This window comes from Shewanella putrefaciens, from assembly GCF_016406325.1.
Classification (GTDB): domain Bacteria; phylum Pseudomonadota; class Gammaproteobacteria; order Enterobacterales; family Shewanellaceae; genus Shewanella; species Shewanella putrefaciens.
In genome coordinates, this window is record NZ_CP066370.1 from 4,125,294 (window position 1) to 4,141,269 (window position 15,976).

The following is a 15,976-nucleotide window of genomic DNA, read 5'->3' on the forward strand; positions in this document are numbered from 1 at the left end:
TAAGCACTGCGGTATAACTTGAGCTTACAAAAAACCGGCGCGGGATACGCTTGCTGCGCTTGATTTGTTAAACAATTTACCTTCATATGTGATTTTTTACAGCAAGGAGCGAACAAGATGAAGCGCACGCTATCGGCTCTGGTGTTGGCTATGGGACTTTTGAATCCCCTAAGCCAAGCACAGGCCACCACGGCAGAAGACATTAAGAGTTTCACGCTAGATAACGGCATGAAAATCATGGTGCTAGAAGATGCCTCAATTCCCAATGCCAACATGTATTTGTTTTGGAAGGTCGGTTCACGTAACGAAGTGCCCGGCATTACCGGTATTTCGCACTTTTTCGAACACATGATGTTCAACGGTTCGAAAAAGTACGGCCCAAAAATGTTCGACCGCACTATGGAAGCTGCCGGTGGCGCGAACAATGCGTATACCACTGAAGATATGACGGTTTATACCGATTGGTTCCCCGCCAATGCACTCGAAACTATGTTCGATCTCGAAGCCGACCGTATCGCTAACTTAGATATCAATCCCGAAATGGTAGAAAGCGAGCGTGGTGTAGTGCAGTCAGAGCGTTCTACTGGCTTAGAAAACTCTAACTGGAATGCCCTTGAAGGCGAAATCAAAGGCGTGGCATTTTTAGCCCACCCTTATTCTTGGTCGGTGATCGGTCACGAGTCGGATATCGCCGCTTGGTCGTTGGAAGATTTAGTTCAGTACCATAAAACCTATTACGCGCCGAACAATGCCGTGGTCGTGATTGCCGGTGATGTAAAGCTTGCCCAAGTAAAAGCCTTGGCAGACAAATACTTTGCACCTATTCCGGCACAAACGCCACCGAAAGCGATTCGCACCGTAGAGCCTGAGCAAAAGGGCGAGCGTCGCACCTTTGTGCAAAAGGCGTCGGTCAGCACACCCAACGTAATGCTGGCGTACCATATTCCGGCGGCAACCCATGCGGATTTTTATGCGCTGGACTTATTAAGCTCGATTCTAAGCCAGGGTAATAGTTCGCGTTTATATCAATCATTGGTTGATAAACAACTGGCCTTAGAAGCGCAAACCTACATGCCGATGTCGGTCGATCCTAACCTCTTCTATGTAATGGGCGTGGCGACACCTGAAGTGAATGCCTCAACCTTAGAGCGCGCGCTGATCGAGCAAATCAATAGCATTGCGAGCCAAGGTGTTACCCAGCAAGAATTGGATAAAGTTAAAAATATCAAGTTGATGGATTTTTATCGCTCAATGGAAACCATTAATGGCAAGGCCAATACCATAGGCACCTATGAGATGTATTTTGGTAGTTACGACAAGCTATTTAATGCGCCAGAAGCCTATAACAAGGTGACACCAGCAGATATTCAGCGTGTTGCCCAAACCTATTTACGTAAATCGAATCGCACTGTGGCTGTGCTGGCAGCATCCGAGGAGTCTGATCAATGAAATCATTTGGAAAACCCTCTACGTTAATGGCGGCTTTAGCTTTAGGAACAAGTTTGGCCTTAGCAGGCTGTGCGGCGACATCAGCCCCAAAACTCGTTGATACTGGCAGTTTTGCCATGCCAAGTTACGATAAGTTTGTGTTAGATAATGGCCTTACTGTGTATTTAATGCCCCAGCGCGAAGTGCCCTTAATTACCTTAAATGCCGTGGTGCGCGCAGGTGCCGTTAATGACACCACCGCAGGCGTGGCACAAATGACGGCAGAAGGTTTATTGTTAGGTGCAGCGGGCAAATCTAAGGCCGATATCGAGCAGCAAGTGGATTTTCTTGGTGCCAGTTTAGGCGCTGATGCAGATAAAGAAGGCAGTTATCTGAGTGCTGACTTTATGGCGAAGGATATTGACCTCATGCTGGGCCTATTTAGCGCCGCCATATTAACCCCTGATTTTGATGCGGCCGAATTTGATAAACTCAAACAACGCGCCATTGCCGGGCTGCAGCAAGATAAAGAAAGCCCACGGGCGGTGATTGGTCGCTACTTCGATAAACTCGTATTTGGCGATCATCCCTATGGTAATGCGGCTTCGGGTAACAGTGATTCGCTAGAGCAAATCACTGTATCGCAGCTACGCGCTTTCCATAAGAGTTACTATCAGCCTGCCAATACCGCGATAACCGTTGTGGGTGACTTTGATGTGACTGCTATGAAAGCCAAACTGACACAAACATTCGGTCAATGGAAAGACAGCGAAAAACTGGTACAGCCTGATTTAAACCAAGGTTTGCCTCAGTTAACCGAGGCCAAAGTTTTGTTGGTGGATAAACCCGATGCAATCGAAACCACCTTTTTGATCGGCGGTTTAGGCATTAGCCGTAATAACCCTGACTATGTGGGTTTAACGGTAGTAAACACGATTTTAGGCGGCCGCTTTACCTCTTGGCTGAATGATGAGCTAAGGGTAAACGCAGGCTTAACCTATGGTGCACGCTCAGGTTTTACACCGTATACCGACTCAGGCGTGTTTACTATCAGCACTTTCACTAAGACAGAGACGACTCAAGAAGCGATAGATTTAGCCTTAAAAACCTATGCACGTTTATGGGAAAAAGGTATAGATCAGGCGACGTTAGATTCAGCAAAAGCCTATGTGAAGGGGCAGTTCCCACCTAAGTTTGAAACCTCAGGCCAGTTGGCTGGGTTATTGTCTGGCATGTATTTGTACGGCTTCGATGACAAGTTTATCAATGAGTTCCAAGCTAAGGTGGACGGTTTAACCTTAGAAGAAACCCAAAGACTCGTGAAAGCTTACTTCCCACAGAAGGACTTACAATTTGTACTAATTGGTAACGCGAGCAAGATTGCGCCTGTTGCAGCTAAATACGGCAAAGTGCAAACTGTCGAGATTAACGCCACAGGATTTGGTCAATAAGTTATCGTTGCTCGGTTTGATTCAATAAAGAAAAGGTCTGCATAGTGCAGACCTTTTGCTTTTCTGTGCTAGGTTCTAGATTCTATTGTCCACCCGGCTTGGCGTAGTGGGTCATCCAATCTTTGACTTGGTTATACCAATAGATAGAGTTATTAGGCTTCATCACCCAATGGTTTTCATCGGGGAAGTAAATCATCCGCGATTCCACATTGCGAGTTTGCAGAGTGCGGAACAGCTCAAACCCTTGCCCAACTGGTACACGGTAGTCGAGCTGACCGTGGCTAACCAACGTTGGAGTGTTAAAGTTAGCCGCAAAATAATGTGGCGAAATCGCTTTATATAACTCAGGATTATCCCAGTAATTACCAAAGCGCGTGCTGTGCACCGCAAAGTCGGCCGCCATTTGTGAATACATGTCATAAACCGCGGCGTGGATCAGTAGGGCTTTAAAGGGATGTGGTTGACCTAAAATAATCGAGGTCAGATATCCACCGTAACTTGCGCCACCCGCGACCATACGATCGCTATCAATCCAGCTTTGCTGTTTAAACCATTCAGCAGCTTTGAGCACATCTTCGAGGGATTTATTCTTCCAATCTGGGTTAATCGCATCGGCAAAGTCTTGTCCAAAGCCGCTAGAACCATGGAAGTTTGGCCACGCAGTAACATATCCCCAAGAGGCGAAGGTTTGCGCGTTCCAACGGTAATGGAAACCATCGGAGATGGCGTTATGTGGCCCGCCGTGAACCAACATAAAGAGGGGGTATTTTTTACTGCGATCGAACCCTGGTGGATAATGTACCCACATTTGAATATCTTGATTTTGATATCCCTTGTAAGTCACTGACTCATAAGTGCCTAAATCAACGTCTTTAAGAATATCGTCATTAAAGTTCTCTAGGCGTACCGTCTTGCCATTGCGGGGATTAATGCTGACCAAGCGCGCTGGGTGCAAGAAACTCTCGTTGGTGGCAATCAATTCACCATCTTTGCCTATGGCAGGTTGACCAAAGTCAGTCGCTTCTGTAATGGCTTTGACTTTACCGTTTTTGGCATCGATATGATAAATGCGACTCGTCGCAGCATCATCAATAGCGGCATAAAAACCTTTGCTATCGGGTGTCCAATTAAATTGGCCGACTGAACGATCCCACTCAGGCGTTAGCGTATTGAGTTTGCGGCTATCAATATCCAGTAGCATCAACCTTGCGGTATCGGCATAAAATCCGGGGATTTTTTGACGGGTAAAGGCCAGCGTTTTGCCATTAGGACTAAAGTTTGGATTAACATCTGCGGCTTGATTTTCTGGCGTAATATTTTCTGCTTTACCGCTACCAATTGTGGCGAGAAAAATATCCAGTTTAGGATCAACACGATTGTCTGAGCCATAAGCACTGAAGGCAATCAAGCGTTCATTAGGCGAAATATCATAACTTGAACTGCTTTGGCTCGAACGCGGTAACTCATATCCAAGCGGTTGAGTGACGGCTTCAACTTCACCGCCCAAAGCGGGGATCCTAAAGACATGGGCCTGACGACGTTCATCCAGCCAATGATCAAACTGAGCATAGGGCAACGCATTCCACTGGCGCGCGGATACCTTATTGTCCTTGTCGGTTTTTAGTTGGGTTTTCATCTCATCCCATTTTTGATTTGGGAAGATATTGCTGATGAAATACAGATGCTTGCCAATCCATTTAATACCATTAACGCCAGTAGGAATATCGGTTAAACGTTGCGCTTCACCCGGACCATCCATAGGCAACAGGTAAATTTGGCCTGCATCGTCTTCATTTCGCTCACTGACAAAGGCTAATGTCTTACCATCAGGTGAAAACACTGGCTCACGAACCTTTAGCCCCTTCGCTGTGATGGCACGATTATTTTTCCCTTCGCCATCAAAACGCCACAACTGGGTCGAACCTTTATCTTCTTTTAAATCATATTCTGTCACTGGCGCAATAATATGTTCACCAGAGGGGGATACCACAGGGCTACCAATACGCTTAAGTTGCCAAAGCAACTCCACCGAGAGTGGCTTGCCCTGCTCCGCCAATGCTGAGCCAAATGGCATCAACAGACAGAGCAATAAAATTCCTGCCTTCTTCACTGTGAGTCTCCTTAATATATACCTACGCTATCTGGAGGGACGCATGCCAGCATCTTCAGATTGTTTGGGTATAAATATCGTTATAATGATTATATTTGGTTGTACAAACCCGAGAGTATAGAAACTCAGCATGAAAGCAAACTGAGTAATGATGAGCAATAAACGTGCTTTGTGTAACCATCTGTAAATTTTGCTCGTCAACCTCGACTGCCATTGTGATAATTTGTCCGCGAGTAGCACTTCAGCATCAATCAACATAAAGACGGCTAAGTATTTGTTTGTGATTAAATTTAACGCTAATCTAATCCGACATTGCAGATAGGTGAAAATATGCAGAATAAAATAAACCTATTAAAACGGTATTGTCTGTGGGGCATTACGCTCAGCGTATTAACGCCTTTTTCGGCCGTAGCGACTAAAATCAGCTTTAATGAATTTTGCGCTCAATTTGTTGGTCAGTGGACTGGCGATGCGGCTAAAGTGGGTGAAATACCACGAAAAGTCACCACGACAGGTTTATGCTCCCACGATCAGCGGCAGTTGATCCTATCCGTCAGTGTCGGAACAAGGGCCCCTTACAGTGAAACGTGGTGGTTTAGAGAGCAAGGCGAACAAGTACTTCTGACATACTACGATGGTATATCACAGGAAAAGCAGCAAGTTTTTAGTTTATATCGTAAAAATGGGGATTATTCCTTACTGGGGGAAGGCGAAGTAAATGCCCGTTCTGCATTGATCCAGTTGTACTTTCAAACCCAGCCCTCCTCTAGCCAACATAATGCTTGGCAATGGACACAGAATATTCAATATCTAGATGATGATGTTGATCGCTATCAGCTTTTTCGTGGGATAGAGATGACGCCTGTGACGCCATCTCAATAAGTGTACTCACTCATACACGAACTGGCAGTTTTGATTATGTAGTACGACTTAATCGTACAATCTCTACTTGACACCACACAACTCACTTCGGGACAAAAAGCGTTAGATTTTATGCACTAAAGGTGGGTAATAGCATTAGGTAAGTTATGGCGACCAGATTCGTTTACACTGACCCCGTGTATTCGTTGACTGATATCTACTAACGCAAACTTGCCATGGTGTTCACTCACCGACATGCAGCAAGTACTTCACAAAAGGTGTCCATCCCATCATCCGTGGATGCAGGGCCGCCCCATCTGATGTGAAAGGATTCACAAATGCCGCGATGGCATGGACGCCAAAGAGCGGCCATGGTGCGGACGGTCGTCTCGCCAATCACCATGGCTCACCTATTTAATATCGGTGTAACCTGTTTGCTTTAAAGTAGATATGTGACTCGTTTGTGGACATAAATGAGCTAGATTGTTAGTCCTAATTTGAGGTTTTCGGATAAGAATTTCTATGTCTTAACCTACGCTCTAGCCCATTCCTGTGAGCAACGCGAGCTATTTGAACCACTAGTTAGTAGCTTTCATAGATTTGATTCGTGACGGCAACTCAAAAAGAGTAATGAGTAATGTTTCCGCATGCGTTTTAGAAGGTCACTGGTGCAACAATGCTTGATTTGGTATAGCTATTGATCATCGAGTTATTTCTGTCTTAACTTATATTTTATTGTCTTCATTGCTTTTATAGGATAACCAATTCCCCAGTTTGGGTTATACCACATGGCCACACACCGGTATGATATAATGCTAAGATTGCTACCCACTTTCCTGGCTGATTAGAAAGGACCTCTTTGGCTGCATGTCTACAAGCGAACAGCGCGCTACCTTTCATTGCCTCTGTGTAGTTATGAGGGCCATCGACAAGTTTAGGATGAGTCTTCCCAACGCTTCGCAACGATTTCAACGCAGCTTTATAAACCACTTTCTCAGCCTCTTTGTCGTAGAGCTGTTCGTCTGGTTTAGTTGGATATGTTCCTTCGAAAGGATCGGATTGATCTCTGCTGCTCGGCAACCAATCCCATTCAATTTGTAATTGAGAAATCGCTAAGATGTGCTCAGCTTGGCTTAGCCAGTATTCTCTATTTGTTCAATCAATGCTTCGATGTTCATTAGCAGTTACGCCTGAGTCGATTCTTGGTTTGTCCTAACGCTGCCAGCAACTGCCGGAGTGAATTAAAAACTTTTTTACGTCTTTTTGCAAAAAAGGCAGTTTACGGAGGTCAGATTGACTGGCCTTGTTAAACATTTTAGAACTTGAGTGAATAACCACTGGAAACCCACTCATTGAAATTTGCCGCCAACAATACCATAGACTCTTTAGTTAAATCGCCGAAAGGTACCCTATAAACTGGCCAGTCTTCTGAGCTTATATTATGTGTGGTATCGAAGACAATTGACTCTCCCCCACCATCTGAACCAATAGCAACCAACCCAGGCAAGTATTGCTCGTAGCAATAGGCTTCTGTTAATTCGGAAATCTCTTTAGCGCTCCAGAGCACAACTGAGTCATCTGGTTCTTGCACGCCAATCGGAGTTTCGGCCCCATTAGTTTCAAGCAAGAACTTCTTATACTCACTAGGAAGATCTGTTCCTAACCATTTCTCAAGAGCCTGAATTTCTTCAGTACTTGCTGGATTTTCCGGATATTCGAATTTATCTCGATATTTGCTCATGATGCGTAACATCTTAGTAATTATGCGCTGTTTGCAGGGCATAAATCGCTTGTTGGACTTGGCAACTGCCACATACAGGTCAATTGGTACAAATGATGCTATAGGAATTTGCATTTTTGCGGTAGCGGTTTTTTATACTGTTTCATGGTTAATCACTTGATATTGTTTTAGCTTTCTCATTCTTTTACGCTCACGTCTGACTCATTATTTACCTTGATTGACAGCATTTTGGCCTCGTATTCAGGCTAACACTCATACCACATTTTCTCATCTGCTAATGTAATTGCGGTTGGATAATACTGATTAGACCAGAGCCCTGTAGCATTACTAAAATTGAGTCAACATACTGATGTTGAAGTGAGCTAGATGCCACTTTGCTAACAAGGAATGGGCAATACCTTTTTAGCTAAACGAACAGTGTGAGGGGGTAGTTAAGATTGCCACTGTTGCAACAGTGACCGTTGGCGGCATGGCCGCTCTTTCACATCTGACCCATAGGGATATGGGAAATGCCACTATGATGTCGGGAACATCATCGGCCATGTGATCGCGACATTCGCACTTCCATATGCAGCAGATGCCGCCGCCGAGCCTATAGGGATACTTCTTGTAAAATAAAAGGGCGGCGTGTCACTGGGGAAACAGTGGCAATGCACATAACACAAGATACGATTCAGCTGTCTTACTTTGGGGTAGAATGGAATTAAAGTAACCTGTCGGATCTAATCGCATCGTGATTTGAATATTGACAGGTTAACTCTAGATTAATCCAAATAAGTATCCCTAAGCATTAAATTGCACCTTCAAAACCGAGTTGGCGCCACGCTTCGTAGCTGATAATGGCCACTGCATTAGAAAGGTTCAAACTACGACTCGTTGCCGCCATTGGAATACGCAATCTTTGCTCGGGCGGAATCGACTCGATAATCGCCATCGGCAAACCACGGGTCTCAGGGCCAAATAACAGCACATCATCCTTGGCAAAACTCAGCTCAGTATGCGGGCGACTCCCCTTAGTAGTGCAGGCCATAATGCGCTTGCCTGTCATCGCTTCAAGAAAGGCATCGAAATCTTTATGGCGAGTCACATTGGTTAAGTCTGCATAGTCCAAACCCGCGCGGCGTAGCTTTTTCTCTTCTAGATCAAAACCTAATGGCTCAATTAAATGCAGCTGGCAGCCATTGTTTGCGCAAAGGCGAATGATATTACCTGTGTTAGGTGCGATTTCTGGCTCATAGAGTGCGATATGGAACATACTGACCCGCCTGTAAAAAATGACGCCCGATTATACGGCAAACGGCGCACAAGCGCAGTGTCTGTTGTGAGTGGATTTGGCTCAGGTCATACAACAGAGGTTGTAAATAGGTGGAATTGTTATCTCAAGGCTTGCCTGCTTTATTATCTCAAAGTAACATATCTCAACATCAAGATACTTTTTAAGAAGCCATTATGCCCTTTGTGATTGCGTTACTCGCTCCTGTATTTTGGGGGACTACCTATGCGTTAGTGAGTCTCTACTTACATGATATGTCGCCCTACTGGGTGGCCGTGTGGCGCGCCTTGCCAGCGGGGATATTAATGTTAATGCTGCGTCCTCGTTTGCCAACGCTGGTGTGGTCAAAGCTTGGTTTGCTCGCTTTTTGTAATATCGGCGCTTTCTTCGCTTTGCTATTTATCGGAGCTTACCGTTTGCCGGGCGCAGTGGCGGGAACCTTAGGGGCGACGCTGCCACTCATCTTCTTAATACTGGCTTGGCTCATTGATAAAAAAAGGCCAGGAATAAAGTGGTTACTATTAGGTTTGATGGGGCTCGGTGGGGTCATTTTACTGCTTAACCCGTCGGCGGATCTCGATCCTATCGGTGTACTTTGCATGCTGAGTGCCACCACTTTAATCGCTTTTTCTTCTCGCTGGATGCAAAAGTGGGATGTGGGTGACTTTTTAGTACTGACCGCGTGGCAGCTATTATTGGGCGGCTTGATGCTGATCCCACTGGCTTGGTTTATGGCAGGGCCACCGCAGCTACCGAGTATGACTTTGGTGCCGTCGCTGATATGGTTAGTGATTGCTAACACCGCCGTTGCCTATTGGGCTTGGCTGTGGTCGATGCGAAACTTAGGTCCAGAAATCATGGGCATGATGGCTTTAGTCAATCCCGTAGTTGCCGTATCATTAGGCGTATTAATTGTGGGGGAAAATTTAGATATGCGTCAATGGATGGGAATAGCGGTGATTTTATTGTCACTGTTATTGATGAAGTTGCCGCAGAATTTAAGGTTAAATCCATTTAAAAAAGTGCAACCCTAGTCATTATTTTGGTACGAATGAGGCATAGATGCTAAAACGTTTGGATCTGAATTTACTGCCCGTACTCGAAATCCTACTTGAGGAACAAAGCGTGACCGCCGCTGCGGCGCGGTTGCATTTGAGCCAGTCGGCGGTGAGTAAACAGCTCACACGTTTGAGAGAAGTGTTTGACGATCCTTTATTTGAGCGTACCGCCTATGGCCTAAAACCGACGCCCAAGGCCTTGTCACTCGCGCCTGAGTTGCGCCAATGCTTACAGCAGCTGGCGCAATTTACTCGCCCCAACACCTTTGAACCGGCCTTGAGCCAACGTCAATTTAGAATGCATTTGGTTGAAACCACCTATTCGCTGACCTTTCCCCATTTTATGCCCATGTTGCTTACCCAAGCGCCCGGTGTGAGTCTCAATTGCCAAACATGGCGACTCGATACTATGGACAAATTACTGCGCTGCGACATCGACTTAGCCATAGGTTGTCGCGAGTGGGATGAGCGTTCGCCCATGCATGTGAATAATATTCCCGATGACTTATGCCATGTTGAGTTAGTGCAGGATTATCCAGTGTGTTTGATGCGCCGTGATCATCCGGCGTTAACACAAGAGTGGAATTTAGATACCTTCTTGAGTTATCGCCATCTGCAAGTGGCTTTTGGTGGTTTAGAGCATTGGTTGCTGGATGATGTGTTACAACTCGAGGGCCGTAAACGGGATATTGCCGTGAATATGACCGACTTTCAGAGTGCTCTCACCCTGTGTGAACAGAGCGATTTGATCCTCTGTGCACCTTCGCGGTATGCCTTGGCTGTGATGAAGTCTTTTGAGCTTCAGTCTTTACCATCACCCATCAAGCTGATCCCCGGTGCGTATTTATTGATGTGGCACAAACACTTCGAACACGACTTAAGCCATAAATGGCTGCGAGAGTTGATTATCAATCGAGTGCATCAATCACACTCGCCTCAAACTTAGCCACCTTCAGGCTTCACTAGCCAAGTGAGCAAGGTGGGCAGAATAGCATTCCCATCGGTAAGCCCTTGCTGATAAACAGCGGTCACTTTATCAATATTACGATCAAGTCTTGATAAATTAAGTGGCTTGTCGGGACGGATCACAAAGGCTTTACCTGCGATAACGGCTTGGTCGATATCGAGTAACGCGCGGTTGTAAACTCGATGGCGCTCGCTTAATGCATGGGCAACTGCGGGATAGCGTTTATAGGTTTTGTGCGCTAACCAATTCATTTTCATGGGTGATTTTTGGTAGTGCTGATCTTGAGTCAAGATCACTACTTGGCGAGAATAACCGTCTTTTTGAGCCTGCAGCACAGGTATAGGTTCAGCAATCCCACCATCAAGGTAAGGATTGTGGTTGATTACGCAGGGTTTAGACATAAAAGGCAGGCTAGAGGAGGCAATAAGTACATCCAATAATTTATCATGGCAGCTAAAATCTACTCTGCTAAAGTAATCCGTTTTGCCTGTGTTGCAGTTAAAAGCCCCTACTTTAAATTCAGTGTCACTCTTTAAAAATGTCTCAAAATCAAATGGCAGCAACTCATAAGCCATACGACGGTAGGTAAAGTCAGTGTTGACATAGTTGCCTGTCGCCAGCCAATGACGAACGCCCATATAGCGTTTGTCATTAAGATATTGCTGCTGGATTTGGAGATTACGGCCAAATTGACGTGACACATAGGATGCAGGATAAATCGCCCCCGCCGACACACCAATCACATAACTAAAGTTGAGTGACTGCTGTAGAAACGCGTCTAATACACCTGCGGTATAAATGGCTCTGAGGCCGCCACCTTCTAATACTAAGGCCACATCTTTCATCTATTGGGTACATCTTTTTATTGATTCATATCAGCAGAATACCCCAGCTTGAGTAAGAAATGAATGTGCAAACTCTACACCTTCGCTGGCAACATAGTGACAAAACTTACACTCTCATCATAACGAATAGGCTAAGCGCCTAACCTGTGCTCTTTACCACTTTTAATATGCTCTGTTTGATAACTCCCACCTTTCAATTGATCGGCATGGTTAAAATCAGTTTGACTAAAATATTGGCTGAGCGCGTTTAAGGCTTCTTTGACTTTAGCAGGCTGCCTATCCCGTGCAGATGTCACACTGTAAACACTGTAAGTATTGAATGACCATTCGGGTAACAAGGGGACTAATACACCTTTATCAAGATAATCAAGCACTTCAGGTTCGGGTAAGGCGGCATATCCTAACCCATCAAGCGTAAGCTGGATTAAGGTCTGCATATTGTTAACGCTGATCCGCTGCCCCGTGAGCTCAAAACACTCAAGACTAGGATGATGGGTTAAAAGTTCGCCTTTAGTGTAATTGTGATTGATTCGATTAAATGCCGCTAATTCAGATGGATGCTTGATATTATGATGCATAGGCAAGTAATCAGGTGAGGTACAGAGCAACATCCGCCAATCGGCTAAGTGACGGGCAATTAAGTTTGAGTCTGAGAGTGGACCAATGCAAATCGCCAGATCGATACCGTCGTTGACTATATCTATGGGCCCATCCTGCATAACGAGGTTCAAACTTATTTGTGGATGAGTTGCAAGTAAATACTGAAAAGGTTCACTTAATAAACCACCACCAAATCCTACAGGCGCCGCAATCTTCAATTCCCCAGAAGGAATACCTTTTAAGTTATTAAGTTTTTGCTCAGTGCTATCAACGATACTGATCACTTTGCGGCAATTCTCATAGAACAAACTGCCTGCCTCGGTGAGCGTGAGGTTGCGGGTATTTCGGTGAAATAGACTTATCCCCATATCCATTTCGAGCTTGGTCACTTGCTGACTTACCGCAGACGAGCTGAGATTTAATTGCTGCGCAGCGGCACTCATCGATCCCTTTTCCGCAATAGTCGCAAAAACGATCATCCCCTTGATCATGTTTTTATTCATTCTTAAGTAACTCTTAAAAGTGATTACCCAAATTCTAACTTGAGTCAATTGTAACATAGGAATACATTTCCGTATTGAAAATTGTTCTCATTTGCAAAATGTTCTCTATGGAGACTTGTTGGTTATGTTGTTGAGTCGTAAGAAGTATCTCGCCCAAGTAATTAGTGTTTTATGTTTGTTACCCACAATACCTGTGACAAATGCCCTTGCGGATACCGCGCCTGATAAAGAAAAGATGATGGAAAGAATCGTGGTGACCGCCTCGGGATTTGAACAGCAAATTCGTGATGCGCCAGCTTCTATCAGCGTGATCACCCGTGAGGATCTGGATAACCGCTTCTACCGCGACTTAACCGATGCCATGTTAGAAGTGCCTGGCGTGGTAATTACGGGCGGTGCGGATCGTCAGGATATCAGTCTGCGGGGCATGGGTAGTCAATACACGTTAATTTTAGTGGATGGTAAACGTCAATCCTCGCGCGAGACACGGACTAACAGCGATGGTCCTGGTGTCGAAGGCGCTTGGACACCACCATTGGCTGCTATTGATAGAATTGAAATTGTCCGCGGCCCTATGTCATCACTTTATGGTTCGGATGCCATTGGTGGTGTGATCAACATTATCACCCGCAAAGTGCCGAACGAGTGGCAAGGTGAACTGCGACTCGACACAACTCTGCAGGAAAAATCAGACTCGGGAAATGTGTATCAAGGTAACTTTTTTGTTAACGGTGGCTTGATCAAAGATCTGCTAGGGATGCAACTTTATGGTCAATATACTCAGCGTGAAGAAGATAATATTTACGGAGGTTATCGTGGCCGCGATGCGACTAACTTGACCGCGAGATTTGCGCTCACGCCCAATGAAAATCACGATATCATGTTCGAAGTTGGTACCTCTAACCAAGAACTCGACAGTAGCTTAGGCAAAACCGTTGCACCTTTAGCACCAGGTGCAAGCTGTGGCCGTAATGGTTGCCCAGCCTCCTCTACCACTGAATATGAAAATAGCACTTTCTCACTTTCCCATACTGGTCGTTGGGACTTTGGTACTTCCGATACTTATATAAAGCATGAGGAATATGACAATAAATCCCGTAAGATGAAAATCACTAACACGGATGCGCAATCTAGCCTAATCACTACATTAGGCCAAAGTCATACAGCGACCTTTGGCGCAGCATTCAATCATCAAGATCTCACTGACGAAACAGGTAACCAAGTGAGTGACTTAACCGATATTAGTCGCAAACAGTGGTCGGTATTTTCTGAGGATGAATGGCGCATTGTCGATAACTTTGCTCTGACCATGGGTCTGCGTTTGGATGACGATGAAAACTTTGGTAATCATGTCAGTCCGCGCGTTTATGGGGTGTGGGGATTAACCGACAGCACCACCTTAAAGGGCGGTGTGTCAACGGGCTTTAGGGCGCCGAGTTTGCGCCAGACAGTACCCGACTGGGGACAAGTCAGCCGTGGCGGCAATATGTACGGTAATCCGGATCTTGAACCAGAGACCTCCGTCAACTATGAGCTTGGTTTATATTCAGATCTGACCGAAAGCATTACCGCCAGTGCAGGTGTATTCTATAACGAGTTTAAGGACAAAATAACCCGCGTAGCCTGCCCTGCGACTCAATGCACTGAAGGCCCAAATCAATTTGGTTCCGATCCTACAACCTATGTGAATATTGACGAAGCAGTGACCCAAGGGATTGAACTGAGTATCGACTATCGCATTCGCTCAAACTTGAGTTTGACGGGGAACTATACCTATACGGACTCAGAGCAAAAGACAGGTGCTTATAAAGGTAGCCCATTGAATCAATTGCCTAAGCATTTGATCCAAGCGTCTTTCAACTACGAACCTATTGATAATTTAAGCACTTGGCTGAGAGTGAACTACCGTGGCGAAGAGAGCCAACCGACGACAGGCCCCTCATCGAGCAGTTTAATCGCACCTTCTTACACTCTGCTGGATTTGGGGGCTAACTATCAGTTGAACGATAGCCTGAAATTTAGCGCGGGTATCTATAACGCCTTCGATAAGGAAATTACCCAAGAAGAATACGGTTATATTGAAGATGGCCGCCGTTATTGGTTAGGTATGACCTATAGTTTTTAAATTGAAAATAGTGAGTTATAAAGAAGCCAGCTACATGCTGGCTTCTTTTTTGATTATTCAAAATTCGGTTTACGAATAAACAGGATGCTAAGATCTTGCTTTGGCGTGAACTGTTTTTGCTGGAATTCAAAGGTGAGTGGATCGGTTTTTTTGAGCTCGCCATCAAAACACAAGCTAATGAGATCTGTGGGCTGGGATTTTTTTAGGATGAGTTTGAAGTCCTTAATCGGCCCTTGCCAGTTATTAGCCGTGACCAAAATATAGCTAAGGTGGCTCCATTCCACGCCAATCTCCTGATCTTCACCGTCTTGTTTAACGATAAGGTTGCGCTTCCTAATGCCTTGCTTTGCACTTTCATCTAAACAGGCCAGTTCAGTGTAAGTATCAATAATACTACTGGCAGTATCGGGGATACCTGTTGAGAGGCTTGGCGTGTAGCTATGGCTGATAGCGACAGATTTACCCGCGGGAAAAGTTTGTTCCCACACAAAGTAATCACTTAGGGTAAAGGCGATTTGTTGGTTCTCATCCAACCATTGCTTGGGGAGCGCGGATTTACCCTTGGGGACTTCGGCATATTCGGCAAAGTAAGCGACTTCATCTACACCCCAGCCAAGCTGTTTCAACTCGGTTGAAATATCGGTTTTATCGGCAAGTTGGGCAACAAGCCTGTGCTGAGTTGGCTGGGTTTTGCCATTCACTTTAAGGGTGAAGTTATCAATGCTGCTGTGATCGGCGGAGCCAAAAAACATCGGTGGCATGGGGAAGGCGATGGGGACGATAAGATCCTGCGAACTGGTGTTGGTAAACATATAATCGACCCTGACTTCGGTCTCGCTGATAAAGAGAGACTCTTTATCCATACTGATATTAGGCTGATATTTCAAGGTAATAGAGCCATTAGCATCGCCAAAACTGCTGTCGTTGGCAGAGGCTGTTTCTCCGTAGACGAGTAAAACTATAGCAAAAAGGGCTATGGCTAAGTGTGCTGACATAAACTTCTTAACTCTAGTT

Annotated in this window: 12 protein-coding genes; 6 read left to right on the top strand and 6 right to left on the bottom strand. The window is 45.3% G+C overall.

Translation table 11 applies throughout. The annotated features are described in order from the left end of the window. Positions 1–117 precede the first annotated feature (117 nt). Together JEZ96_RS18335 and JEZ96_RS18340 are read left to right on the top strand one after the other, a co-directional pair. Positions 118–1,449 carry a M16 family metallopeptidase gene (locus tag JEZ96_RS18335; RefSeq protein ID WP_025008650.1) on the top strand — a complete coding sequence of 444 codons (1,332 nt, stop codon included), beginning with the start codon at positions 118–120 and terminating at the stop codon, positions 1,447–1,449. Beyond that, on the top strand, positions 1,446–2,879 hold the full coding sequence (locus JEZ96_RS18340) for a M16 family metallopeptidase (protein WP_025008651.1): 1,434 nt from the start codon (positions 1,446–1,448) through the stop codon (positions 2,877–2,879). Before JEZ96_RS18335 ends, JEZ96_RS18340 begins: the two co-directional genes overlap by 4 nt. 82 nt (positions 2,880–2,961) lie before the next feature. On the opposite strand, the gene JEZ96_RS18345 is transcribed toward JEZ96_RS18340, so the two are convergent. Beyond that, complete coding sequence (locus tag JEZ96_RS18345) at positions 2,962–4,989, bottom strand: S9 family peptidase (RefSeq protein ID WP_128090222.1); 2,028 nt, start codon at positions 4,987–4,989, stop codon at positions 2,962–2,964. 330 nt (positions 4,990–5,319) lie between these two features. Between JEZ96_RS18345 and JEZ96_RS18350 the strand changes: the two genes are divergently transcribed. Next, on the top strand, positions 5,320–5,871 hold the full coding sequence (locus JEZ96_RS18350; protein WP_025008653.1) for a hypothetical protein: 552 nt from the start codon (positions 5,320–5,322) through the stop codon (positions 5,869–5,871). A 1,294-nt stretch (positions 5,872–7,165) separates the two neighbouring features. Here the strand turns inward: JEZ96_RS18350 and JEZ96_RS18355 are convergent. Beyond that, positions 7,166–7,663: an SMI1/KNR4 family protein gene (locus JEZ96_RS18355; protein ID WP_229781456.1), complete on the bottom strand. Its 498-nt coding sequence runs from the start codon at positions 7,661–7,663 to the stop codon at positions 7,166–7,168. A gap of 718 nt (positions 7,664–8,381) precedes the next feature. Beyond that, positions 8,382–8,846, bottom strand: a complete 465-nt coding sequence (gene trmL / locus JEZ96_RS18360; RefSeq protein WP_025008655.1) for a tRNA (uridine(34)/cytosine(34)/5-carboxymethylaminomethyluridine(34)-2'-O)-methyltransferase TrmL — start codon at positions 8,844–8,846, stop codon at positions 8,382–8,384. A 194-nt stretch (positions 8,847–9,040) separates the two neighbouring features. Between trmL and JEZ96_RS18365 the strand changes: the two genes are divergently transcribed. Together JEZ96_RS18365 and JEZ96_RS18370 are read left to right on the top strand one after the other, a co-directional pair. Beyond that, entirely contained in the window at positions 9,041–9,898 is an 858-nt protein-coding gene (locus tag JEZ96_RS18365; RefSeq protein ID WP_025008656.1) for a DMT family transporter, read from the top strand. Between the two features lie 28 nt (positions 9,899–9,926). Beyond that, positions 9,927–10,868: a LysR family transcriptional regulator gene (locus JEZ96_RS18370; RefSeq protein WP_014609699.1), complete on the top strand. Its 942-nt coding sequence runs from the start codon at positions 9,927–9,929 to the stop codon at positions 10,866–10,868. Here JEZ96_RS18370 and JEZ96_RS18375 read toward each other — a convergent pair. Together JEZ96_RS18375 and JEZ96_RS18380 are read right to left on the bottom strand one after the other, a co-directional pair. Further along, the gene (locus JEZ96_RS18375; protein ID WP_025008657.1) at positions 10,865–11,734 is read right to left on the bottom strand and encodes a patatin-like phospholipase family protein; all 870 of its coding nucleotides are present in this window, start codon (positions 11,732–11,734) and stop codon (positions 10,865–10,867) included. The genes JEZ96_RS18370 and JEZ96_RS18375 overlap by 4 nt on opposite strands. Before the next feature lie 131 nt (positions 11,735–11,865). Continuing rightward, a complete protein-coding gene (locus JEZ96_RS18380; protein WP_061783259.1) occupies positions 11,866–12,837 on the bottom strand; it encodes a LysR family transcriptional regulator in 972 nt (323 codons plus the stop codon). A gap of 124 nt (positions 12,838–12,961) precedes the next feature. Between JEZ96_RS18380 and JEZ96_RS18385 the strand changes: the two genes are divergently transcribed. Beyond that, positions 12,962–14,962 (top strand): ligand-gated channel protein, encoded by a 2,001-nt coding sequence (locus JEZ96_RS18385; RefSeq protein WP_014609697.1) that lies wholly within the window; start codon positions 12,962–12,964, stop codon positions 14,960–14,962. 53 nt (positions 14,963–15,015) lie between these two features. Here JEZ96_RS18385 and JEZ96_RS18390 read toward each other — a convergent pair whose 3' ends face one another. Further along, complete coding sequence (locus tag JEZ96_RS18390; protein WP_025008659.1) at positions 15,016–15,957, bottom strand: DUF4424 domain-containing protein; 942 nt, start codon at positions 15,955–15,957, stop codon at positions 15,016–15,018. Positions 15,958–15,976 lie beyond the last annotated feature (19 nt).

Bases quoted from the DNA above. Each gene is read 5' to 3' on its own strand.
- JEZ96_RS18390 (WP_025008659.1), bottom strand. From the start codon at position 15,957: ATGTCAGCACACTTAGCCATAGCCCTTTTTGCTATAGTTTTACTCGTC.
- JEZ96_RS18365 (WP_025008656.1), top strand. From the start codon at position 9,041: ATGCCCTTTGTGATTGCGTTACTCGCTCCTGTATTTTGGGGGACTACC.
- JEZ96_RS18335 (WP_025008650.1), top strand. From the start codon at position 118: ATGAAGCGCACGCTATCGGCTCTGGTGTTGGCTATGGGACTTTTGAAT.
- JEZ96_RS18350 (WP_025008653.1), top strand. From the start codon at position 5,320: ATGCAGAATAAAATAAACCTATTAAAACGGTATTGTCTGTGGGGCATT.
- trmL (WP_025008655.1), bottom strand. From the start codon at position 8,846: ATGTTCCATATCGCACTCTATGAGCCAGAAATCGCACCTAACACAGGT.
- JEZ96_RS18340 (WP_025008651.1), top strand. From the start codon at position 1,446: ATGAAATCATTTGGAAAACCCTCTACGTTAATGGCGGCTTTAGCTTTA.
- JEZ96_RS18380 (WP_061783259.1), bottom strand. From the start codon at position 12,837: ATGAATAAAAACATGATCAAGGGGATGATCGTTTTTGCGACTATTGCG.
- JEZ96_RS18370 (WP_014609699.1), top strand. From the start codon at position 9,927: ATGCTAAAACGTTTGGATCTGAATTTACTGCCCGTACTCGAAATCCTA.
- JEZ96_RS18375 (WP_025008657.1), bottom strand. From the start codon at position 11,734: ATGAAAGATGTGGCCTTAGTATTAGAAGGTGGCGGCCTCAGAGCCATT.
- JEZ96_RS18385 (WP_014609697.1), top strand. From the start codon at position 12,962: ATGTTGTTGAGTCGTAAGAAGTATCTCGCCCAAGTAATTAGTGTTTTA.